Raw genomic sequence first — 20,562 nt, forward strand, 5'->3', positions numbered from 1 at the left:
CCCGCAGCCCGGCAGCCCAAGGCCCCCCGCCTCACCCTCTCCCGTAGCCAGCCAACCAACCGGCACCGAGCCCATCCGCAGCCCGGCGACGCGAAGCTCACCCCGCCGCGGTGAACCGCACTACATCGCCGCCCGTGCCCTTCAGCGTCAGCTCGTTCCCATCACCGGCGATCTCGAGCTTCCCCTTCAGCACCTTGTGCAGCGTGCTCTCCAGCCGGTCCGCGGTCCCCCCGCAGGCCATCTTGGTCGACATCCAATTCCCGTCGAAGTCGACCGAGTCCGGGCCGACCTTCACCGCCGAGCCGGCGCCATTGCACACCCGCAGGCTGGCCTGGTCGCCCTTGATCTCGAGGGTCGCCGGCTTGCCCCGTACGGGCTCCGCCTTGAGCTCCTTGCCGCCGGCCGCCGTGACGCTCTGGATCTCCCATACGGTCCCGGCCACCGGCCGGGCCGGCTTCTCGCTCGCCGCGCCGACCGCGCCCTTGTCCTTGCCGCCGCTGCCGGCGCCGCCATCCACCTTCTCGTCCCCGCACCCGGCCAGCGACAGGGTCACCGCGCCGACGGCCGCGAGAACTGCACATGTCATCTTCCGCATGCCGCTGTGACGTACGCGCCCCGCTGCGGGTTCCACCCGGACTCAGCCTTCCGCGATGACCACCGCGGAGGCGATCCCCGCGTCATGACTCAACGACACATGCCACGCCCGCACCCCGAGCTCCGCCGCCCGCGCGGCCACCGTCCCGCGCACCCGCAGATACGGCCGGCCCCCGGCCTCCGAGCACACCTCGGCGTCATGCCAGTGCAGCCCGGCCGGCGCCCCCAGCGCCTTGGCCAGGGCCTCCTTCGCCGCGAATCGCACCGCCAGCGACGCGACCCCGCGCCGCTCCCCGCTCGGCAGCACCTGCTCCGAGGGCAGGAACAGCCGCTCGAGCAGCTCCGGCGTGCGCTCCAGCGCCGCGCCGAAGCGCTCGACCTCGGCGACGTCGATCCCCACCCCGATGATCACAGCTACGGCTCCAGCTCACTCCACCGTCACGGACTTGGCCAGATTACGCGGCTGATCAACCTCGTTCCCCCGAGCGGTGGCGAGCTCGCACGCGAACACCTGCAACGGCACCGCCGCCACCATCGGCTGCAGCAGCGTCGGCGTGCGCGGCACCCGCACCAGGTGATCGGCGTACGGCACCACCGCCTCGTCGCCCTCCTCCGCGATGACGATCGTCATGGCGCCCCGGGCCCGGATCTCCTGGATGTTCGACACGATCTTGTCGTGCAGCACCGACCGCCCGCGCGGCGACGGTACGACCACCACCACCGGCAGCCCGTCCTCGATCAGCGCGATCGGCCCGTGCTTCAGCTCCCCGGCCGCGAATCCCTCGGCGTGCATGTACGCCAGCTCCTTGAGCTTCAGCGCACCCTCCAGCGCTACGGGGTACCCCACGTGCCGCCCCAGGAACAGCACCGTCCCCTTGTCCGCCAAGCCCCGCGCCAGCTCCCGTACCGGCTCCATCGTCGCCAGCACCTCGTCGACCTGCTCGCCGATCCGCGCCAGCTCCCCGACGACCTCGCCGATCTCGTCGCCCCACTTGGTGCCGCGCACCTGCCCCAGATACAGCGCCACCAGATAGCAGGCCACCAGCTGCGTCAGAAACGCCTTCGTCGACGCGACCGCGACCTCCGGCCCGGCATGCGTGTACAGCACCGCATCCGACTCCCGGGGGATCGTCGACCCGTTCGTATTGCAGATCGCCAGCACCTTCGCGCCCTGCTCGCGCGCATGCCGTAGCGCCATCAGGGTGTCCATCGTCTCGCCGGACTGGCTGATGGCCACCACCAGCGTCCGCCCGTCCAGGATCGGATCCCGGTACCGGAACTCCGACGCCAGCTCGGTCTCGCACGGAATCCGGGTCCAGTGCTCGATGGCGTACTTCGCGATCATCCCCGCGTGATACGCGGTCCCGCACGCCACCATCACGATCTTGTCGACCTCGCGCAGCTCCGCGTCGTCGATCCGCAGCTCGTCCAGCGTGAGCTGCCCCTCGGCGTCGATACGGCCGAGCAGCGTGTCGGCGACCGCCTTCGGCTGCTCGGCGATCTCCTTGAGCATGAAGTAGTCGTAGCCGCCCTTCTCGGCGGCCGAGGCGTCCCAGTCGACGTGGTACGCCCGCACCTCGGCCGGCTCCCCGTCGAAGCCGGTGACCGAGACACCCGCCCGGGTCAGCTCGACGACCTGGTCCTGCCCGAGCTCGATGGCCTCCCGGGTGTGCGCGATGAAGGCCGCCACGTCGGACGCGAGGAAGGCTTCCCCCTCCCCGACGCCCACCACCAGCGGTGAGTTACGGCGCGCCCCCACGACCACGTCCGGCTGGTCGGCATGCACCGCGACCAGCGTAAAAGCGCCTTCGAGCCGCCCGCACACCTCCCGCATCGCCGCCGCGAGATCGCCGCACTCGCCGTACGACTCGCTCAGCAGATGCGCGACCACCTCGGTGTCGGTCTGCGAGCTCAGCTCGTGGCCGCGGTCGGTGAGTTCGGCCCGCAGCCGGGCGAAGTTCTCGATGATGCCGTTGTGCACGACCGCGACCCGCCCGGGGTTGTCCAGGTGCGGGTGGGCGTTGGCGTCGGTGGGCGGGCCGTGGGTGGCCCAGCGGGTATGGCCGAGGCCGCACGACGACTCCGGGAGCGGGCGCTCGCCGAGCTCCTTCTCCAGGTTGGCGAGCTTTCCGGCCTTCTTCTCCGCGGCCAGGCCGCCGTCCGCGAGGACGGCGACGCCCGCCGAGTCGTAACCGCGGTACTCCAGCCTGCGCAGCCCGTTCAGGACGACATCAAGGGCATCCTGATTTCCGACATACCCCACAATTCCGCACATAAAGTGAGGGTACGACGCACGTCCCGCAAGTCAGCGGCCCCACGCCAGACGCTCTATCGCGTCCTCGACGAGCTCGAGGTATTCCACCTCCTCGCAGCGCGGCTTGCTCCCCATCTCGTAGAGATCGAGCGACTCGACGAGGTTCTCCTCCAGGTCCTCGTCCGGCAGCTCGCCGGCGAGATCCTCCAGTACGTCGTGACCTGACATAAGCGCCCCCCTGGCGATTTTTCGGTGAGGGGAACGTATACGGAACAACCCCGGCAGGTATATACCTCCGGGACCATCGCTTCCCCTGCACCCCGTCCGGGCCGGGTACCCGAAGTGAGGTCGCTGATCGCCTCAGGCAGACTGGAGGCCGTGACCTCGCCCCCCACCGCCGCGTCCGCCGGGCATGCGCACCACCGCCGCCGGTCCGCAGAGACCACGCCGTACGTCGACCTCTCCCGCGCGGAGTGGAGCGCCCTGCGCGAGAAGACGCCGCTGCCGCTGACGGCGGAGGAGGTCGAGCGGCTGCGCGGCCTCGGCGACGTCATCGACCTGGACGAGGTCCGGGACGTCTACCTCCCGCTCTCCCGCCTCCTCAACCTCTACGTCGGCGCCACCCACGGCCTCCGGCACGCGGTGAACACCTTCCTCGGCGACACCGCGGGCGGCCGCGCCCAGTCCGGCACCCCCTTCGTGATCGGCATCGCGGGCAGCGTGGCGGTCGGCAAGTCCACCACCGCCCGCCTGCTGAAGGCCCTGCTGGCCCGCTGGCCCGAGCACCCGCGGGTGGAGCTGATCACCACCGACGGCTTCCTGCATCCCAACGCCGAGCTGCACCGCCGCGGCCTGATGTCGCGGAAAGGTTTCCCCGAGTCGTACGACCGGCGCGCCCTCACCCGCTTCGTGGCGGACGTGAAGGCGGGCAAGGAGGAGGTCACCGCCCCGGTCTACTCGCACCTGATCTACGACATCGTCCCCGGCGAGCGGCTGACGGTGCACCGCCCCGACATCCTGATCGTCGAGGGCCTGAACGTCCTGCAGCCCGCCCTCCCCGGCAAGGACGGCCGCACCCGGGTGGCCCTCGCCGACTTCTTCGACTTCTCGGTGTACGTGGACGCGCGGGCCGAGGACATCGAGACCTGGTATCTGCAGCGCTTCAAGAAGCTGCGGGAGACCGCCTTCCAGAACCCCTTCTCGTACTTCAGGAAGTACACCCAGGTCTCCGAGGAGGAGGCGCTGGCGTACGCCCGTAACATCTGGCGCACGGTGAACGAGCCGAATCTCCGCGAGAACGTCGCGCCGACGCGCGGCCGGGCGACGCTCGTACTCCGCAAGGGGCCGGACCACAAGGTCCAGCGGCTCTCCCTGCGCAAACTCTGAGGACCGCCGGGGCGGCTACGCTCGGCCGCATGCTGCACGTCCGTATCCAGACGCCGTCCGAGCGCACCGAGGAAGTCCTCGGCCTCATCCAGAAGACCGTGGGCACCACGCACGTGGGCCTGCTGCCCGGCGCCTCCCTCGACCCCGAGGGCGACATCGTCATGTGCGACATCGCCCGCGAGGCCGCGGACGTGCTGCTGCACCAGCTGCGCGAGCGCGGCCTGTGCGACGAGGGCGCGGTGATGGTGGACCACGTCGACCTCAGCCTGTCCAAGCGCGCCGACCAGGCGGAGAAGGACGCCCCCGGCGAGGGCGCGGACGCGGTGGTGTGGGAGTCGCTGGTCGAGGAGACGCACGAGGAGTCGACGCTCTCGGTCACCTTCGTCGCGATGCTGACGCTCGCCACGCTGCTGGCGGCGTGCGGCGTGATGATCGACAGCGCGATTCTGATCGTGGGCGCGATGGCGGTGGGTCCGGAGTTCGGGCCGGTGGCCGGGATGTGCGTGGCGCTGGTGCAGCGGCGGCCGCGGCTGGTGGGGCGGTCGCTGCTGGCGTTGCTGGTGGGGTTCGCGGCGGCGATGGTGCTGGCGATCGGCTTCAGTCAACTGATGGACGCCTTCGGGTACTTCACCGAGACAAGGCTGGACGGCAAGCGCCCGCAGACGGAGTTCATCTGGCACGCCGACGCCTTCTCCTTCATCGTCGCCCTCCTGGCCGGCGCCGCCGGCACCCTCTCCCTCACCTCGTCGAAGTCCGGCGCCCTGGTCGGCGTAGCGATCTCGGTGACCACGGTCCCGGCGGCCGCGAACGCGGCCATCGCCCTGAGCTACGGCGACTTCAGCCAGGCCCAGGGCTCCACCGAACAGCTCCTGCTCAACCTGCTCGGCATCGTGGTCGCGGGCACGCTCACGCTCCTGATCCAGAAGGCCTACTGGTCCTTCCAGCACGAGACGGTGGTCCAGCACCTGCGCAAGGCCGCCGTGCACCGCAAGTCCCACGGTCACCTCTAGCCACGAAAGTCCAACCCCCGCCCGCCTCCGGTGCATGGCCCCCGCGCCAACCCCCCTGATAATCCTGGTCGTTGCCGTGTCCACGACACCGGGAGCAGCCCATGCCCGCCGTACGCCTCGCCCTCGCCGCCGGCGCTCTGCTGGCCACCGCCGTCATCGCGCCGCCCGCACAGGCGGAGCCGGCCGCGTCACCCGCTCCCGTCACGGTCCCCGCCGTACGCCACTGGGAAGCCGCCGCGGGCACCTGGGAGTTGACCCCCGGCAGCCGGATCGTGGTGGCCGACCGGGCCCTCACCGGCGTGGCCGAGCAGCTCTCCGGCGAGCTTGCCGACCAAGAAGGAGTACGCCCCCGGATAGCGACCGGCGCCGCGCCCCGCCCCCACGACATCGCCCTGGCCCTCGGGGGCAAGGCCCCCGGCGACAGCCCCGAGGGCTACGAGTTGCGGCTCGCCGACGCCGCCCGCATCTCCGCCGCCGACCGCCGCGGCGTCCTCTACGGCACCCGCACCCTGCTCCAGGCGCTGCGCACGGCCAAGACCCCGCACACCGTCGCCCGCGGCACCATCCGCGACTGGCCCACCCAGGGCTCCCGCGGCCAGATGCTCGACGTGGGCCGCCGCTATTTCCCGGTCAGCTATCTGAAGCAGCAGATCCGCCAACTCGCCTGGTACAAGCTCAACACCTTCCACCTGCACCTCAGCGACTGGAACGGCTACCGCGTCGAGAGCGCCGAGCACCCGGAGATCGTCGCCGCCGAGCACTACACCAAGGCGGAGCTCCGCGACCTGGAGGCGTACGCCGCCCGCTACGGCATCACGATCGTCCCGGAGATCGACCTCCCCGGCCACGCCGTAGCCATCGGCGACGCCCGCCCCGACCTGGCCTTCGGCTGCGAGTCGATGTCCCGCCCCAACAACAGCTGGGAGGGCTCCGACCGCGGCCACTGGACCCTCGACTACACCAAGCAGGAGACCCGGGCCTTCGCCCGCGACCTGGTCGGCGAGGTCGCGGACATCTTCACCGACAGCCCGTACGTCCACATCGGCACCGACGAAATCCCGCTGACCGACGCGCAGAACACATGCCCGGAGCTGGTCGCATACCAGAAGCGGCAGGGCTATCCGCACCCCGGCGACGTCCTCGTCGAGTTCATCAACGACCTCGACGCCGCCGTCCGCGCCCAGGGCAAGACCACCCAGATCTGGCAGTGGTGGGACTACCAGCAGACCACCAGCATCGACCCCGACAAGCGCATCGTCGTCAACGAATGGCTGTCCCCGCCGGAGGAGCGCGCCAAGCAGGGCTATCCGACCATCGGCACCCAGGACGGCCAGCTCTACGTCTCCCCCGGCTTCGGCGCCAAGCCCGGCGACTACGGCTTCTTCGACATCCGCACCACCTACCGCGACTACGCCTTCACCGCCGCCCCCGGCATCCTCGGCTACCGCGTCTCCCGCTGGTCGGACCGCACCCAGACGCTGCCGCTGACCTGGGTGGACTACTTCGCCCGCCGCCCCGTGGCCGTCGTCGCCGACCGCACCTGGGCGACTCCGGCGGGCTCGGACGTACGCCCCTTCCTCGACCGCTACGACCAGGTCGGCGACGCGGGCCCGGTGGACGTCCACGCGGCGACCGGCGCCAATCCGGGCATGCTCTCCCAGGACGGCTGGGGCGCGAGTGCTACGAGCGAGGAGTCCGCCGCCGAGCCGGGCCAGGCGGCCCGCGCGCTCGACAACGCCCCGTACACCCACTGGCACAGCGCCTACGGCGCGAAGCTGCCGCAGCAGTTGAGCGTCGACCTGGGAGCCGGGCAACGTATCGCGGGCGTGCGCTACATGCCGCGCCAGGACGGCGGGATCAACGGCCGGGTGAAGGACTACGAGATCCTCGTCTCGGACGACGGCAAACAGTGGCGCAAGGTCGCCGCGGGCGCCTTCCCGGAGGAGCGGACGGAGCATCAGGTGCCGTTCGCGGCGACCGCGGCCCGACATGTGGCGCTGCGCGTGCTCAGCGAGCACGGCTCCTCGGGGACTTTTGCCTCGGTGGCAGAGCTCGATGTGATCCGCGCCCGCTGACGTACTAGCCGAGCGCGGACTTCACCACGTCGGCGAGCCGACCGGCGACCGACCGCGCCTGATCGATGTCGGCAGCCTCGACCATCACCCGTACCAGCGGCTCGGTCCCGCTGGACCGCAGCAGCACCCGCCCGGTCTCCCCGAGCTCCCGCTCCGCCTCCGCGACCGCCGCGCCCACCTCGGGCGAGGAGCCGACGCGCGACTTGTCCACGTCGGGGACGTTCACCAGCACCTGCGGCAGTCGCTCCATCACCCCGGCCAGCTCGGCCAGCGACCGTCCGGTCGCGGCCACCCGGGCCGCCAGCAGCAGCCCGGTCAGCGTCCCGTCGCCGGTCGTGGCGTGGTCGAGGACGATGACGTGCCCCGACTGCTCGCCGCCCAGCGCGTAGCCGCCGCGCTTCATCTCCTCCAGCACATAGCGGTCGCCGACCGCGGTCTGCAGGATCTCCACGCCCTCCCGCTCCAGCGCCAGCTTGAAGCCGAGGTTCGACATCACGGTCGCGACCACGGTGTTCTTACGGAGGGTGCCGGCGTCGCGCATCGCCAGGGCCAGTACGGCCATGATCTGGTCGCCGTCGATCTCCTGACCGGCGGCGTCCACGGCCAGGCACCGGTCGGCGTCGCCGTCGTGGGCGATGCCCAGGTCCGCACCGTTCTCGACCACGGCGGCCTGCAGCTTCTCCAGGTGCGTGGACCCGTACCCGTCGTTGATGTTGAGCCCGGTCGGATCCGTCCCGATGGTGATGACCTCGGCCCCGGCCCGCTGGAACGCCTCCGGCGACACCCGCGCCGCCGCGCCGTGCGCGCCGTCGATGACGATCTTCAGCCCGTCCAGCCGGTTCGGCATGACCCCGAGCAGGTGGGCCACGTACCGGTCGAAGCCCTCGTCGTACTTCCGCACCCGCCCCACACCCGCGCCGGTCGGCCGCGCCCACGGCTCGCCGTGCTCGTGCTTGTGGTACAGCTCCTCGATCCGGTCCTCGAGGTCGTCGGACAGCTTGTGCCCGCCGCGCGCGATGAACTTGATGCCGTTGTCGGGCATCGGGTTGTGCGAGGCGGACAGCATCACGCCCAGGTCCGCGCCCAGCGCGCCCGTCAGATACGCCACCGCCGGCGTGGGCAGCACGCCCACCCGCAGCACGTCGACACCGGCGCTCGCCAGACCCGCGACGACGGCCGACTCCAGGAACTCTCCGGACGCCCGCGGGTCGCGACCGACCACCGCCTTCGGGCGGTGATCGCCCTGCGCGTCGCTCTTGCCGAGCACATGCGCCGCGGCGACCGACAGGCCGAGCGCCATCTCGGCGGTCAGGTCGGCATTGGCGACCCCGCGCACGCCGTCGGTTCCGAAGAGTCGAGCCACTGGTGTTCCTCCGAGATCAGCTCGCGACAGGTTTTGATTACCTTCTGACAGATATACGCCCTTGAAGACCATACGCGAACGCCCCGGCGGCACTGAGGAGTGCCACCGGGGCGGTACGCGATAGGGACGCGCCTGATACAGCCAGTCGCTGGAATTAGCGCTTGCTGTACTGCGTGCCCTTACGGGCCTTCTTGAGACCGGCCTTCTTCCGCTCCACCGCACGGGCGTCACGGGTCAGGAAGCCGGCCTTCTTCAGCGGGCCGCGGTTGTTGTCGACGTCCGCCTCGTTCAGCGCACGGGCAACGCCCAGGCGCAGCGCGCCGGCCTGGCCGGAGATGCCGCCGCCGGAGATGCGGGCGACGACGTCGTAACGGCCGTCGAGCTCGAGCACCTTGAAGGGCTCGTTGACTTCCTGCTGGTGCACCTTGTTCGGGAAGTAGCCGTCCAGCGTACGGCCGTTGACCTTCCACTTGCCGGTGCCCGGGATGATCCGGACGCGGGCGATGGCGTTCTTACGACGGCCGGTGCCGGCGGCGGGCTGCGGGTCGCCGAAGCGGCCCGCGAGGGACTCGGACGTGTAGTCCGTAGCGGCCTCGGCCGGGGTCTCGGTCGTGTACTCCTCGGGAGCCTCGACGGGCTCCTCGATGGTCTCCTCGGCAGTGGTCTCAGCCACGAATGCTCCTCAGATTCTTTTCGTCTAGGGGGTGGCCGGACTTACTGCGCGACCTGGGTGATCTCGAACGGAACCGGCTTCTGAGCACCGTGCGGGTGCTCGGAGCCGCGGTAGACCTTCAGCTTCGAGAGCATCTGACGGCCCAGGGTGTTCTTCGGGAGCATGCCCTTGACGGCCTTCTCGATGGCCTTCTCCGGGGACTTCTCCAGCAGCTCCTCGTAGCGCATGGAGCGCAGACCACCCGGGTAACCGGAGTGGCGGTAGGCGAGCTTCTGGGTCCGCTTGTTGCCGGAGAGGTGCACCTTGTCGGCGTTGATGATGATGACGAAGTCACCAGCGTCGATGTGGGGCGCATACACCGGCTTGTGCTTGCCGCGGAGAAGCGTGGCGGCCTGGGTGGCCAGGCGGCCGAGGACAACGTCCTCGGCATCGATGACGTGCCACTGGCGCTCGACGTCGCCGGGCTTGGGGCTGTACGTACGCACGGTCGTAGCCTTCACTTCTTCAATGAATGGGTCCTGACAAGGCCACCAGGTGATCGAGACAGCCGTGGCGGCACGCGCGGGTGACGCAACCCGGGTGCACGCGGCTGTGATCAGCTGGTGAGCCGGTGTAAGGGCCCCTCACGTGAGAATGACAAGCCAATACACACAACGAACTGGCAGGATACCGGCTGTCCGCCAGGCAGGTCAAAACCGGTCAGCGGGACCGGGCCACCCGCCCCTCGTCCCACACCGCCTCGGACGTCTCGCGCACCTTCCCATCAGCCCCGAAGACCAGGAACCGGTCAAAACTGCGGGCGAACCACCGGTCATGTGTGACGGCGAGCACAGTCCCCTCGTACGCCTCAAGACCCTCTTGCAGCGCCTCGGCGCTCTCCAGGTCCAGGTTGTCCGTCGGCTCGTCCAGCAGCAGCGCCGTCGTGCCCTGCAGCTCCAGCAGCAGGATCTGGAACCGGGCCTGCTGGCCGCCCGACAGGCGGTCGAAGCGCTGCTCTGCCTGCTTGGTCAGCTCGTAGCGGCGCAGCGCGCTCATCGCGGCGCCCCGGTCCTTGGCGTGCTCCTTCCACAGGATGTCGAGCAGCGTCCGCCCCATCAACTCCGGATGGGCATGCGTCTGCGCGAAGTGCCCGGGCACCACCCGCGCCCCCAGCTTCCAGGCCCCGGTGTGAGCGACGTCATCGCCGGCCAGCAGGCGCAGGAAGTGTGACTTCCCCGACCCATTGCTCCCGAGGACGGCGACCCGCTCCCCGTAGAAGACCTCCAGCGAGAAGGGCTTCATCAGCCCGCTCAGCTCAAGGTTCTCGCAGGTCACCGCCCGTACGCCGGTGCGTCCGCCGCGCAGCCGCATCTTGATGTCCTGCTCGCGCGGGGGCTGCTGCGGCGGGCCCGCCTCCTCGAATTTCTTCAGCCGGGTACGGGCGGCCTGCAGCCGCGAGGCCATGTCGGAGTTGAAGGCGGCCTTCTGCTTGTACATCAGCACGAGCCGCTTCAGCTTCGCGTGCTCCTCGTCCCACCGCTTCCGCAGCTCCTCGAAGCGCTCGAAGCGCTCCTTGCGGGCCTCGTGGTACGTGTCGAAGCCCCCGCCGTGCACCCACACATCGCTGCCCGCGGCCCCCGGCTCCACACTCACGATCTTCTCCGCCGACCGCGCCAGCAGCTCCCGGTCGTGCGAGACGAAGAGCACGGTCTTCGGCGTCTCCCGCAGCCGCTCCTCCAGCCACCGCTTGCCGGGGACATCCAGATAGTTGTCCGGCTCGTCGAGCAGCAGCGTCTCGTCGGTCCCCCGCAGCAGCGCCTCCAGCACGAGCCGCTTCTGCTCGCCCCCGGACAGCGTGGACACCTCGCGCCACTGCGCCCGCTCGTACGGGGTCCCGAGCGCGGCCATCGTGCACTTGTCCCACAGCGTCTCGGCCTCGTACCCGCCGACCTCGGCCCAGTCCGCGAGCGCCTGCGCGTATTGCATCTGCGCGGCTTCGTCATCGCGGGTCATGATCCCGTGCTCGGCGTCGTCGACCGCCTTCGCCGCCACCTGGATCCGCGGCTGCGATACGGAGACCAGCAGGTCCCGCACCGTCCGCTCATCCCGTACGGACCCCACGAACTGCGGCATCACCCCGAGCCCGCCGCTCGCGGTCACGGTCCCGCCGTGCGGCTCCAGCTCCCCGCTGAGCAGCCGCAGCAGCGTGGTCTTCCCGGCACCGTTCGCCCCGACCAGGGCATACGCGGCACCCTCCCCGACCCGGAAGGAGACGTCGGCGAGCAGCGGCCTGCCGTCGGGCAGGTAGTACTCGAGGTGCGCGGCTTCCAGGTGACCCATGGGCGCGATTCTCCAGGGGGCGGATGCTCACGGCCACCGAATTCCGGGCGCCTCGGCCCAGCCGCTACAGTTCCGCCCATGAGTTTCGGGTACGGCGGGGGCCCGGCCCCCGACTGGGAGCAGCTGGCCTCGCAGGCCGAGGCCGCGCGCAAGCGCAAGCGCGCGATCCTCCTCATCGTCTCCGCCGTCGTCGCCACCCTCGTGGTCGCCGGCGTCGTCGCCGCCGCCGTGGTCACCTCGGGCGACGGCAGCCCGTCCGCCGACGACAGCAGCCTGCCGTCGCCGCAGAAGCTGGACGACAAGGACGCGGATCCGACGTTCTCCGACGTGAAGCCGCCGCCCGACCCGATGGACTTCATCTCCACCGCGAAGAACGACAAGGCGCCGCTCTCCGTCGGCAGCCTCTTCCCGGACAAGAAGGCCGACATCGCGGGCCGCGGCTACACCCGCGGCGCCACGTCCACCAGCAAGGACTGCGCGAAGGCCGGCCAGGAGGGCCTCGGCCCCGTACTCAAGAAGAACGGCTGCGACACCGTCTACCGCGTCACCTACACCCGCTCCGGCGTCGCCGTCACCATCGGCGTCGCGGTCTTCGACGACGCGACCAAGGCGGGCGCCGCCGCGAAGCAGGCGAAGGGCAACATCACCCCGCTCTCCGGCTCCGGCGTCCCGCAGTTCTGCCGCGGCACCGCCTGCCGGCTGACCGGCAACTCCCTCGGCCGGTACGCGTACTTCACCATCGCCGGCTACACCAACGGGAAGTCCGTCGTCGTCGGCGAGACCAAGTCCAAGACCGCGGTCAAGGACGCCGGCGAGCTGGTCAACGAGCGGCTGATGGACCGCGGCCGCACCCAGGCGAGCGCGGCCGCCGAGGCCGAGGACCAGTAGGCGCTCAGCGCTCCTCGAGGATCGCGGGCAGCTCGTCCATCCAGGCCAGGACCCCTTCCTCGTAACGGATGCCGAACGCGAGCGTGGCCTCCGTGAAGCGGTCGGGGCAGCCCGCGGCCCGCTGCTCCCGGTAGCCCGCGAGCCGCTTCTCGTGCACCGTGCGGTGCTCCGCGATGAACCCCATCAGCCGGTCCCGGTCCAGGGCCGAGCCGAAGGCGAGGGTGAGCAGCAGCGGGTAGCGGATCTGCTCGGTGCCGGGCGGCTCGGCGAGCCAGGCGCCGAAGGCGGCCCGGCCCTCGTCGGTGAGCCGGTACGGCTGCCGCGACCGGGGCCCGGCGGGTCCGGCCTCGACGAGGCCGCGCCGGTCGAGTGCGGCGAGCTCCCGGTAGACCTGGCTCCTGGTGAGGCTCCAGAAGTCGCCGATGAGCTGCTGCGCGGTGTGCACCAGCTCGTATCCGCTGGCCTCCCCGGCGTGCAGGAAGCCGAGCAGCGAGGCCGCGGTGGGGTTGAGGTCTGCCATCAGGTTCTTTCGCTTGACATTCCACTGTGGACGGTGTGCCATGAAAAGCACAGTCCACTGTGTCATGTCGACACAAGGAGGCGAAGACCATGAGCCCACCGGATCACGGCATCGGGTTCCGCACCCTGGACGCCGAGACCACCGTCGCGGAGCTGCCGGTCAAGGGCGCGCTCCCCGGCTGGCTGGAGGGCAGCCTGCTGCGCAACGGCCCGGCGCGCTACGACGCGGGGGACCGCTCCGTGCGGCACTGGTTCGACGGCCAGGCGATGCTGCACCGCTTCACCCTCGCCGACGGCAAGGTCTCCTACGCGAACCGGTTCCTCGACACCCCCGCCAACCGCGCCATCGCGGCGGGACGGATCTCCTACCCCGAGTTCGCCACCGACCCGTGCCGCTCGCTGTTCGCCCGCTTCTTCACCCGCTTCACGCGCAAGCCCAACGCGAACGCGAACGTCAACGTCACCCGCTTCGGCGACCGTTACGTCGCCCTGACCGAGACGCCGCTGCCGGTCGCGTTCGACCCGGACACGCTGGCGACGGCTGGAGTGGTCGGCTACGAGGACTCGCTGAGCGGCCAGTTGACCACCGCGCATCCGCACCAGGACCCCGCCACCGGCGACCTGGTGAACTACCTGCTGCATTTCTCGCGCACCAGCGAGTACCGCGTCTACCGGCAGCCGGCCGCCGGCACCACCCGCGAGCTGATCGGCAGCCACCAGGTCGCCCGCCCGTCGTACATGCACAGCTTCGCGATCACCCGGCGGCACGTCGTCCTGGCCGAGTTCCCGCTCGTGGTGAACCCGCTGAGCATCGTCCTCAGCGGCCGCCCGTTCATCGAGAACTACCGCTGGGAGCCGGAGCGCGGCACCCGCTTCACGGTCATGGACGCGCGCGACGGCACCGTGCGCGGCACGTACGAAGGGCCCGCCTTCTTCGCCTTCCACCACATCAACGCCTTCGACGACGGCGACGACGTGGTGCTCGACATCTGCTCGTACGAGGACGCCTCGGTCATCGACGCCCTGTACCTGGACCGGCTGCGCGCGGGCGGCGGCATCCCGGTCGCGCTCCCCACCCGCTACCGGATCAGCCTCGGCAGCGGCGAGGTCGGGGTGGAGCGGCTGGCGGAGGAGCCGCTGGAGCTGCCGCGCATCGCCTACGAGCGGCACAACGGCTCCCCGTATCGCTACGCGTACGGCGTGGGCGCCGGCGACCGCGACGGCGGCGGCTTCATCGACCGGCTCGTGAAGCTCGATGTGACCACCGGGGACACCCTGCTCTGGTCCGGGGAGGGCTGCTATCCGGGCGAGCCGGTCTTCGTGGCGGCGCCGGACGCCGCGGGCGAGGACGACGGCGTCGTGCTGTCGGTGGTCCTCGACGCGGCGGCGGACTCGTCGTTCCTGCTGGTGCTGGACGCGCGGACGTACGAGATGCTGGCGCGGGCGGAGGTGCCGCACGCGGTCCCGTTCGGCTTCCACGGGATGTTCAGCGGCCGCTCGTAGCGGATCAGTACGGCTGCCGCCCGTAGCGGATCAGTACGGCTGCCGCCCGTGCCCGTACTTGAACAGCGGCTCGCCCTCGCCGGTGCCGGCCTGAGCCTGCGCCACCGGCCCCGCCGCCGCCGTCCGCGGCCACGCCACCGGCAGCCGCCCGCTGAACCCGGCGCCGAAGAGCGCGTCCGTGATCCCCTGCCCCTCGGTGCCGGGCAGCCAGGAGGCCACAAAGGCGTCCGTCTGCTTCAGCTGCTCCCCGACCGCCAGCGGCCGCCCGGAGTACAGCACCCCGACGCACTTCTCCGCCCGCTCGCAGACTCCCGCCAGATCCCGCTCGTTCTCCGCCCCCAGCGACAGATCCTTCGCGTCGCCGAACCACTCCGCGTACGGCTTCTCCCCGCCGACCCAGATCCCGACGTCACCCCGCCCCTTGGTGACGACCTCGATCCCGGTCCCCCTGGTGGCCTTCCGCAGCGCCTCCAGGAAGGTCGTCCCCTCGGTGGTGTCGCCCTTGCCGCCCTGCCACCCCATTGACCATCCGCCGAGCTGCCGCCCGAGATCATCGGCGCCATTGCCGCCCACGACGATCCGGTACGACCCGCGCTTCTTCAGCGGCAGCACCCCGTCGTTCTCCAGCAGCACCTGCGACCGCCGCACCGCCTCCCTGGCCACCTTGCGATGCCCGGCCGAGCCCACCGCGCGGGTCAGCTTCCGGTCGGCGACGGGCTGCTCGAAGAGCCCCATCCGCTCCTTTACGGAGAGAATCCGCCGCACCGCGTCGTCGACCCGCTTCTCGGGGATGCTGCCGTCCTTCACCCCGCCGACGATGGCGTCCCGCACCCCGCGGTAGTCCTTGGACACCATCACCATGTCGATCCCGGCGTTGACCGCCCGGGCCACCTGCTCGGGCAGCCCGTTGCCGGGCAGCTGCTGCACGGCGTCGTAATCGCTGACCACGAAGCCCTTGAAGCCGAGCTCCCCCTTCAGCACCCCGCTGATCAGCTTCTTGTCCCCGTGCGTCTTCACCCCGTCCACGCTCGAATACGAGGCCATCACCGACCCGACCCCGGCCTCGACCGCCTCCCGGTACGGCGCCAGGTGGACGTCCCGCAGCTCCTTCTCCCCCACCCGCACATCACCCTGGTCGATGATCTTGTCGCCCTCGGCCGACCCGTACGCGGTCGCCCCGTCACCCACGAAATGCTTGGCGGTGGCCAGCACGGACCCGCGCCACAGCCGCTCCCCCTGCGTCGCCTTCACCGACGCCGCCCCGAGCTTCCCGACGACCGCCGGGTCCTGCGCGTATCCCTCGTACGTCCGCCCCCACCGCACATCGCGCGGCACGCACAGGCAGGGCGTGAAGTTCCAGTTCACCCCGGACCCGAGCACCTCGTCGCGGGTGACCCGCTCGGCCCGTGCGACCAGCCCGGCGTCCCGGGTGGCCCCCATCCCGATCCGGTGCGGGAAGATCACGGCACCCTTGACCCCGCTCATGCCGTGCACGGCATCGGCCCCGTAAAGGAGCGGAATCCGCAGCCGGCTCCGCATGGCCGCCCGCTGATATCCCTCGACCATCCCGGCCCACTCGGCCGCGGTCCCGCGCTTGCCCATGGGCCCGCCGTCATCGCCCCCGCTGAGCATGGCCCCGATGCCGAGCCGCCCCAGATCCTGCTCGTCCTCGAGGAAGGCGTTCTGCAGCTGGATCATCTGCCCGGCCTTCTCGCCGAGCGTCATCCGCTCCAGGCAGTCGTCGGCATCGGAGCAGCGGGACCGGGGAGCGGTGGTCCGCTCCCCGTCCGGCTCGGGGGTCCCGGCGCAGCCGCCGGCGACGAGAGCGAGCAGAACGGCACCAAATACGGATGGGACGCGCATATCACCATGGAACCGCCCCGCCGCGCCCGAGCGGCCGCGGCGCGCGGGGGGCATATGCCCGTCGTTGCCAAGCCGTCAAATTTTGAACAGAACCCTGTGACGTGTCCACCGCAACCCACTCGACCGCCGCCGGTGTCTCTATCCCCGTCCGCACCACCGCGGCCAAGCCGTACGGGGACTGGCTGACGAACTACTCCAGGCACCTCCCCGGCTGATCCGGCCGCACCGGCCGCGTAAAAGCCGACGGGCCCGCTCTCCCCGGGGGAAGAGCGGGCCCGTCACCTGTGCGGCCCCGGTCAGTCGCGCGGCAGCGTCCGCAGATTCCGGGCCTCGGCGTTACGGGCCGCCAGCTGCTCGTCCGCCGGGTAGCCGACCTCCTCGAGCGTCAGCCCGTGCGGCCGTACGACCTGCACCGACGAATCCCGCACCGCCGCCACCAGCACCTTCCCCGCCCACTCCGGCGGCCGGTGCCCGTCGCCGACGAAGAGCATCGCGCCGACCAGCGCCCGCACCATGTTGTGGCAGAAGGCGTCCGCCTTCACCGTGGCCTCGAGGATCCCGTCGGGGCGGCGCTCCCAGCGCAGCTCCTGCAGCGTGCGGATGGTGGTCGCGCCCTCGCGCTTCTTGCAGAAGGCGGCGAAATCGTGCTCGCCGAGCAGCCGGTCGGCCGCGGCGTTCATGGCCTCGAGGTCCAGCGTCCAGTTGTGCCAGAGGACGTGGTTGCGCAGCAGCGGATCCACCCCGCCGGGGTGATCGCTGACCCGGTACGCGTACCGCCGCCAGATCGCCGAGAACCGCGCGTTGAAGTGCGCCGGCGCCTCGCTGATCCGCCAGATCCGGATGTCCTGCGGCAGCTTCCCCGCCAGCCGCCGCAACAGATGCGGCCCGTGCTCGTCCCACAGCTCCCGCGGCAGATCCACATGGGCGACCTGCCCACGGGCGTGCACCCCGGCATCGGTCCGCCCCGCGACCGTCAGCTCAAAGCTCCGCTGCTCCCGCATCACCACCGGCAGCGCGGCCTCGATCTCCCCCTGCACGGTCCGCTGCCCGCGATTCTGCTTGGCCCACCCGGAAAACCCGCCCCCGTCATACGCCAGATCCAGCCGCACCCGCACAAACCCGGGCTCCACCTCGTCACTCACGCTGGCGATCCTCTCACTGCCGGCATACGCAAAAGGGCGGACCCGGCTCGTAATGAACCGGATCCGCCCCTGCGAAGGACTACGCGTCCTTGGACTCCTCGGCCGGGGCCTCGGCGGCGTCCGCCGGGGTCTCGTCCTTGGTGAGGTCGGCCTTGGGGGCCTCCTCGGCGTCCTTGGCAGCCCGCTTGGTCGCAGCGCTGGCCTCGGCCACCGTCTCCGACTTGGCGGTCATCGCCTCGACCAGCTCGATCACGGCCATCGGCGCGTTGTCGCCGCGGCGACCGCCGATCTTGGTGATCCGGGTGTAGCCACCCGGGCGGTTCTCGTACCGCGGGCCGATCTCGGTGAACAGGGTGTGCACGACACCCTTGTCCGAGATCAGCTGCATGACCTGACGGCGGTTGTGAAGGTCGCCCTTCTTCGCCTTGGTCACCAGACGCTCGGCGTACGGACGCAGACGGCGGGCCTTGGCCTCGGTCGTCGTGATGCGGCCGTGCTCGAAGAGCGCGGTGGCCAGGTTACGCAGCATGAGGCGCTCGTGTGCAGCGCCGCCGCCCAGACGGGGGCCCTTGGCGGGCTTCGGCATGATCTTTCTCCTCTGTCTCCGTACGCGGCCGTATGAGGTACCGGTACGGTCCTGCGGGAATCCGGGGATTCCCGTCGCGGACCCTGGAGGCGGTCGCCTCCCAGGGGATCCTCCGGCCTGCGGCCGGGGGGTTCCGGGGCGGCAGCCCCGGACGTTTTCTCACCTCACCGGAGGTGATCAGTACTGCTCGGTCTCCACGAAACCGGCGTCCGCGTCGTCGTCGGCGCCGAAGGCGTCGGCGGCGGCGGTCGGGTCGAAGCCGGGAGGCGAGTCCTTCAGCGCCAGGCCCATGCCGGCCAGCTTCGCCTTGACCTCGTCGATCGACTTCGCACCGAAGTTACGGATGTCGAGCAGGTCCGCCTCGGAGCGCGCCACGAGCTCACCCACGGAGTGGATGCCCTCACGCTTGAGGCAGTTGTAGGAACGGACCGTGAGCTCCAGCTCCTCGATCGGCAGCGCCAGATCGGCGGCGAGCGCGGCGTCCGTCGGGGACGGACCCATGTCGATGCCCTCGGCGTCGATGTTCAGCTCACGCGCGAGACCGAACAGCTCGACGAGCGTCTTACCGGCGGACGCCATCGCGTCACGCGGACGCATGGCCTCCTTGGTCTCGACATCGACGATCAGCTTGTCGAAGTCGGTGCGCTGCTCGACACGGGTCGCCTCGACCTTGTACGTGACCTTGAGCACCGGCGAGTAGATCGAGTCGACCGGAATCCGGCCGATCTCCTGGCCCACCTGCTTGTTCTGCACCGCGGAGACGTAGCCGCGACCGCGCTCGACGGTCAGCTCCATCTCCAGCTTGCCCTTGCCGTTCAGCGTGGCCAGGACCAGGTCCGGGTTGTGGACCTCGACACCGGCCGGCGGGGCGATGTCAGCAGCGGTGACCACGCCGGGGCCCTGCTTGCGCAAGTACATCACGACGGGCTCGTCGTGCTCGGACGAGACGACCAGCTGCTTGATGTTCAGGATGAGGTCGGTCACATCCTCCTTGACGCCCGGCACGGTGGTGAACTCGTGCAGCACGCCGTCGATCCGGATGGACGTCACAGCGGCGCCCGGGATCGAGGAGAGAAGGGTCCGACGCAGGGAGTTGCCGAGGGTGTAGCCGAAGCCCGGCTCCAGCGGCTCGATGACGAACCGGGACCGGTATTCCTCGACGACCTCTTCGGTCAGAGAGGGGCGCTGAGCAATCAGCATGAGGTGTAGTCCTCCAGTTTTGGGCGACCGCTATTTGACGCCCTAGACACTGCAAGGGTACGGGCGGAGACGTGCTGATCGCACGCCCCCGCCCGTATCCGTAATACCCGCAGGCCCTACCTACTACTTGGAGTAGAGCTCAACGATCAGCTGCTCCTGCACCTGGGTGTCGATCACCTGGCGCTCGGGCAGCGAGTGCACGAGGATCCGGAGCGAACCGGGGATGGCCTCGAGCCACGCCGGAACGGTCTTGTCGCCGGCCTCGCCCTGCGCCACCGCGAACGGGGTCAGGTTCTTCGAGCCGTCGCGGACCTCGATGATGTCGTTCGGAACGACACGGGCCGAGGGGATGTCGGTCTTGCGACCGTTCACCTGGATGTGGCCGTGCCGGACCAGCTGACGGGCGTGGTCGCGGGACTTGGCGAAGCCGGCCCGGTAAACCACGTTGTCGAGACGGGACTCGAGGATGCGCAGCAGGTTCTCACCGGTCTTGCCGGACTGCCGGTTGGCCTCGTTGTAGTACCCGCGGAACTGCTTCTCGAGAATGCCGTAGATGCGCGCGCACTTCTGCTTCTCGCGCTTCTGCAGCAGGTACTCGGAGTCCTTCGTGCGCCCGCGACCGTGCTCACCCGGGGGGTAAGGACGGATCTCGATCGGGCACTTTGCGCTCTCGCACTTAGCTCCCTTGAGAAAGAGCTTCTGCTTCTCCCGACGGCAACGCTTGCAGTCGGCCCCGGTGTAACGCGCCATTGTCTTTACTCTCCTACTTCAGCTGGGTCGTCAGACGCGGCGGCGCTTGGGCGGGCGGCATCCGTTGTGCGGGGTGGGGGTGACGTCCTGGATCGAACCCACCTCGAGGCCGGTGGCCTGGAGGGAGCGGATCGCGGTCTCGCGGCCGGAGCCGGGACCCTTGACGAAGACGTCAACCTTGCGCATGCCGTGCTCCTGCGCCCGGCGGGCGGCGGACTCGGCGGCCATCTGCGCCGCGAACGGCGTGGACTTACGCGAGCCCTTGAAGCCCACGTGCCCGGCCGAGGCCCAGCTGATCACGTTCCCGGTCGGGTCAGTGATCGAGATGATCGTGTTGTTGAACGTGCTCTTGATGTGGGCGTGCCCATGAGCGACGTTCTTCTTCTCCTTGCGGCGCACCTTCTTGGCGCCGGCCGTACGGCTCTTCGGAGGCATTC

Annotated in this window: 20 protein-coding genes; 5 read left to right on the plus strand and 15 right to left on the minus strand. The window is 70.3% G+C overall.

Annotated elements, in window-relative coordinates; genetic code table 11:
• Positions 1-97: 97 nt before the first annotated feature.
• Genes G5C51_RS07665 through G5C51_RS07680 form a run of 4 tightly spaced genes read right to left on the minus strand, consistent with a single transcriptional unit; the run spans position 98 to position 3,076 of the window.
• Positions 98-586, minus strand: a complete 489-nt coding sequence (locus G5C51_RS07665; RefSeq protein WP_165233831.1) for an META domain-containing protein — start codon at positions 584-586, stop codon at positions 98-100.
• A gap of 51 nt (positions 587-637) precedes the next feature.
• Positions 638-1,006, minus strand: coding sequence for a holo-ACP synthase (locus G5C51_RS07670; protein WP_165233834.1), 369 nt, complete (start codon positions 1,004-1,006; stop codon positions 638-640).
• Positions 1,007-1,021: 15 nt separating this feature from the next.
• Positions 1,022-2,869 (minus strand): glutamine--fructose-6-phosphate transaminase (isomerizing), encoded by a 1,848-nt coding sequence (glmS, locus tag G5C51_RS07675; protein WP_165233837.1) that lies wholly within the window; start codon positions 2,867-2,869, stop codon positions 1,022-1,024.
• 30 nt (positions 2,870-2,899) lie between these two features.
• Entirely contained in the window at positions 2,900-3,076 is a 177-nt protein-coding gene (locus tag G5C51_RS07680; RefSeq protein WP_165233840.1) for a hypothetical protein, read from the minus strand.
• A gap of 150 nt (positions 3,077-3,226) precedes the next feature.
• Between G5C51_RS07680 and coaA the strand changes: the two genes are divergently transcribed.
• From coaA to G5C51_RS07695, 3 genes are all read left to right on the plus strand, one after another.
• Positions 3,227-4,234, plus strand: a complete 1,008-nt coding sequence (gene coaA, locus G5C51_RS07685; protein ID WP_165233843.1) for a type I pantothenate kinase — start codon at positions 3,227-3,229, stop codon at positions 4,232-4,234.
• Between the two features lie 29 nt (positions 4,235-4,263).
• A complete protein-coding gene (locus G5C51_RS07690) occupies positions 4,264-5,244 on the plus strand; it encodes a DUF389 domain-containing protein (protein WP_165233846.1) in 981 nt (326 codons plus the stop codon).
• A gap of 101 nt (positions 5,245-5,345) precedes the next feature.
• Complete coding sequence (locus G5C51_RS07695) at positions 5,346-7,319, plus strand: family 20 glycosylhydrolase (RefSeq protein ID WP_165233849.1); 1,974 nt, start codon at positions 5,346-5,348, stop codon at positions 7,317-7,319.
• A gap of 4 nt (positions 7,320-7,323) precedes the next feature.
• Here G5C51_RS07695 and glmM read toward each other — a convergent pair whose 3' ends face one another.
• The 4 genes from glmM to G5C51_RS07715 all read right to left on the minus strand — a co-directional run bounded on the left by glmM (position 7,324) and on the right by G5C51_RS07715 (position 11,674).
• The gene (gene glmM / locus G5C51_RS07700; protein WP_165233852.1) at positions 7,324-8,682 is read right to left on the minus strand and encodes a phosphoglucosamine mutase; all 1,359 of its coding nucleotides are present in this window, start codon (positions 8,680-8,682) and stop codon (positions 7,324-7,326) included.
• A gap of 154 nt (positions 8,683-8,836) precedes the next feature.
• Positions 8,837-9,355 (minus strand): 30S ribosomal protein S9, encoded by a 519-nt coding sequence (gene rpsI / locus G5C51_RS07705; protein ID WP_165233855.1) that lies wholly within the window; start codon positions 9,353-9,355, stop codon positions 8,837-8,839.
• A 41-nt stretch (positions 9,356-9,396) separates the two neighbouring features.
• Positions 9,397-9,840, minus strand: a complete 444-nt coding sequence (rplM, locus tag G5C51_RS07710) for a 50S ribosomal protein L13 (protein WP_165234005.1) — start codon at positions 9,838-9,840, stop codon at positions 9,397-9,399.
• A gap of 214 nt (positions 9,841-10,054) precedes the next feature.
• The gene (locus G5C51_RS07715) at positions 10,055-11,674 is read right to left on the minus strand and encodes an ABC-F family ATP-binding cassette domain-containing protein (RefSeq protein ID WP_165233858.1); all 1,620 of its coding nucleotides are present in this window, start codon (positions 11,672-11,674) and stop codon (positions 10,055-10,057) included.
• A 78-nt stretch (positions 11,675-11,752) separates the two neighbouring features.
• Here G5C51_RS07715 and G5C51_RS07720 point away from each other — a divergent pair, with 78 nt between their 5' ends.
• On the plus strand, positions 11,753-12,562 hold the full coding sequence (locus tag G5C51_RS07720; protein ID WP_165233861.1) for a hypothetical protein: 810 nt from the start codon (positions 11,753-11,755) through the stop codon (positions 12,560-12,562).
• A gap of 4 nt (positions 12,563-12,566) precedes the next feature.
• On the opposite strand, the gene G5C51_RS07725 is transcribed toward G5C51_RS07720, so the two are convergent.
• Complete coding sequence (locus G5C51_RS07725; protein ID WP_240929465.1) at positions 12,567-13,124, minus strand: PadR family transcriptional regulator; 558 nt, start codon at positions 13,122-13,124, stop codon at positions 12,567-12,569.
• A gap of 47 nt (positions 13,125-13,171) precedes the next feature.
• On the opposite strand from G5C51_RS07725, the gene G5C51_RS07730 reads away from it, so the two are divergent.
• Entirely contained in the window at positions 13,172-14,584 is a 1,413-nt protein-coding gene (locus tag G5C51_RS07730; protein WP_165233864.1) for a carotenoid oxygenase family protein, read from the plus strand.
• A 30-nt stretch (positions 14,585-14,614) separates the two neighbouring features.
• On the opposite strand, the gene G5C51_RS07735 is transcribed toward G5C51_RS07730, so the two are convergent.
• From G5C51_RS07735 to rpsK, 6 genes are all read right to left on the minus strand, one after another.
• Complete coding sequence (locus G5C51_RS07735; protein WP_240929466.1) at positions 14,615-16,447, minus strand: glycoside hydrolase family 3 protein; 1,833 nt, start codon at positions 16,445-16,447, stop codon at positions 14,615-14,617.
• 296 nt (positions 16,448-16,743) lie between these two features.
• Entirely contained in the window at positions 16,744-17,589 is an 846-nt protein-coding gene (truA, locus tag G5C51_RS07740) for a tRNA pseudouridine(38-40) synthase TruA (protein ID WP_165233867.1), read from the minus strand.
• Positions 17,590-17,668: 79 nt separating this feature from the next.
• Positions 17,669-18,175: a 50S ribosomal protein L17 gene (rplQ, locus tag G5C51_RS07745; protein WP_165233870.1), complete on the minus strand. Its 507-nt coding sequence runs from the start codon at positions 18,173-18,175 to the stop codon at positions 17,669-17,671.
• A 177-nt stretch (positions 18,176-18,352) separates the two neighbouring features.
• On the minus strand, positions 18,353-19,375 hold the full coding sequence (locus G5C51_RS07750; RefSeq protein WP_165233872.1) for a DNA-directed RNA polymerase subunit alpha: 1,023 nt from the start codon (positions 19,373-19,375) through the stop codon (positions 18,353-18,355).
• A gap of 123 nt (positions 19,376-19,498) precedes the next feature.
• Positions 19,499-20,125 (minus strand): 30S ribosomal protein S4, encoded by a 627-nt coding sequence (gene rpsD, locus G5C51_RS07755; protein WP_165233879.1) that lies wholly within the window; start codon positions 20,123-20,125, stop codon positions 19,499-19,501.
• Positions 20,126-20,155: 30 nt separating this feature from the next.
• The gene (gene rpsK / locus G5C51_RS07760) at positions 20,156-20,560 is read right to left on the minus strand and encodes a 30S ribosomal protein S11 (RefSeq protein ID WP_165233882.1); all 405 of its coding nucleotides are present in this window, start codon (positions 20,558-20,560) and stop codon (positions 20,156-20,158) included.
• Positions 20,561-20,562: the final 2 nt, after the last annotated feature.

Source organism: Streptomyces coryli, from assembly GCF_011044975.1.
Taxonomy (GTDB): domain Bacteria; phylum Actinomycetota; class Actinomycetes; order Streptomycetales; family Streptomycetaceae; genus Streptomyces; species Streptomyces coryli.

Excerpts from the sequence above, each read along its gene's own strand:
- G5C51_RS07665 (WP_165233831.1), bottom strand. The coding sequence starts at position 586 with ATGACATGTGCAGTTCTCGCGGCCGTCGGCGCGGTGACCCTGTCGCTG.
- glmS (WP_165233837.1), bottom strand. The coding sequence starts at position 2,869 with ATGTGCGGAATTGTGGGGTATGTCGGAAATCAGGATGCCCTTGATGTC.
- G5C51_RS07680 (WP_165233840.1), bottom strand. The coding sequence starts at position 3,076 with ATGTCAGGTCACGACGTACTGGAGGATCTCGCCGGCGAGCTGCCGGAC.
- G5C51_RS07690 (WP_165233846.1), top strand. The coding sequence starts at position 4,264 with ATGCTGCACGTCCGTATCCAGACGCCGTCCGAGCGCACCGAGGAAGTC.
- G5C51_RS07695 (WP_165233849.1), top strand. The coding sequence starts at position 5,346 with ATGCCCGCCGTACGCCTCGCCCTCGCCGCCGGCGCTCTGCTGGCCACC.
- G5C51_RS07715 (WP_165233858.1), bottom strand. The coding sequence starts at position 11,674 with ATGGGTCACCTGGAAGCCGCGCACCTCGAGTACTACCTGCCCGACGGC.
- G5C51_RS07720 (WP_165233861.1), top strand. The coding sequence starts at position 11,753 with ATGAGTTTCGGGTACGGCGGGGGCCCGGCCCCCGACTGGGAGCAGCTG.
- G5C51_RS07725 (WP_240929465.1), bottom strand. The coding sequence starts at position 13,124 with ATGGCACACCGTCCACAGTGGAATGTCAAGCGAAAGAACCTGATGGCA.
- G5C51_RS07730 (WP_165233864.1), top strand. The coding sequence starts at position 13,172 with ATGAGCCCACCGGATCACGGCATCGGGTTCCGCACCCTGGACGCCGAG.
- G5C51_RS07735 (WP_240929466.1), bottom strand. The coding sequence starts at position 16,447 with ATGCGCGTCCCATCCGTATTTGGTGCCGTTCTGCTCGCTCTCGTCGCC.
- rplQ (WP_165233870.1), bottom strand. The coding sequence starts at position 18,175 with ATGCCGAAGCCCGCCAAGGGCCCCCGTCTGGGCGGCGGCGCTGCACAC.
- G5C51_RS07750 (WP_165233872.1), bottom strand. The coding sequence starts at position 19,375 with ATGCTGATTGCTCAGCGCCCCTCTCTGACCGAAGAGGTCGTCGAGGAA.
- rpsD (WP_165233879.1), bottom strand. The coding sequence starts at position 20,125 with ATGGCGCGTTACACCGGGGCCGACTGCAAGCGTTGCCGTCGGGAGAAG.
- rpsK (WP_165233882.1), bottom strand. The coding sequence starts at position 20,560 with ATGCCTCCGAAGAGCCGTACGGCCGGCGCCAAGAAGGTGCGCCGCAAG.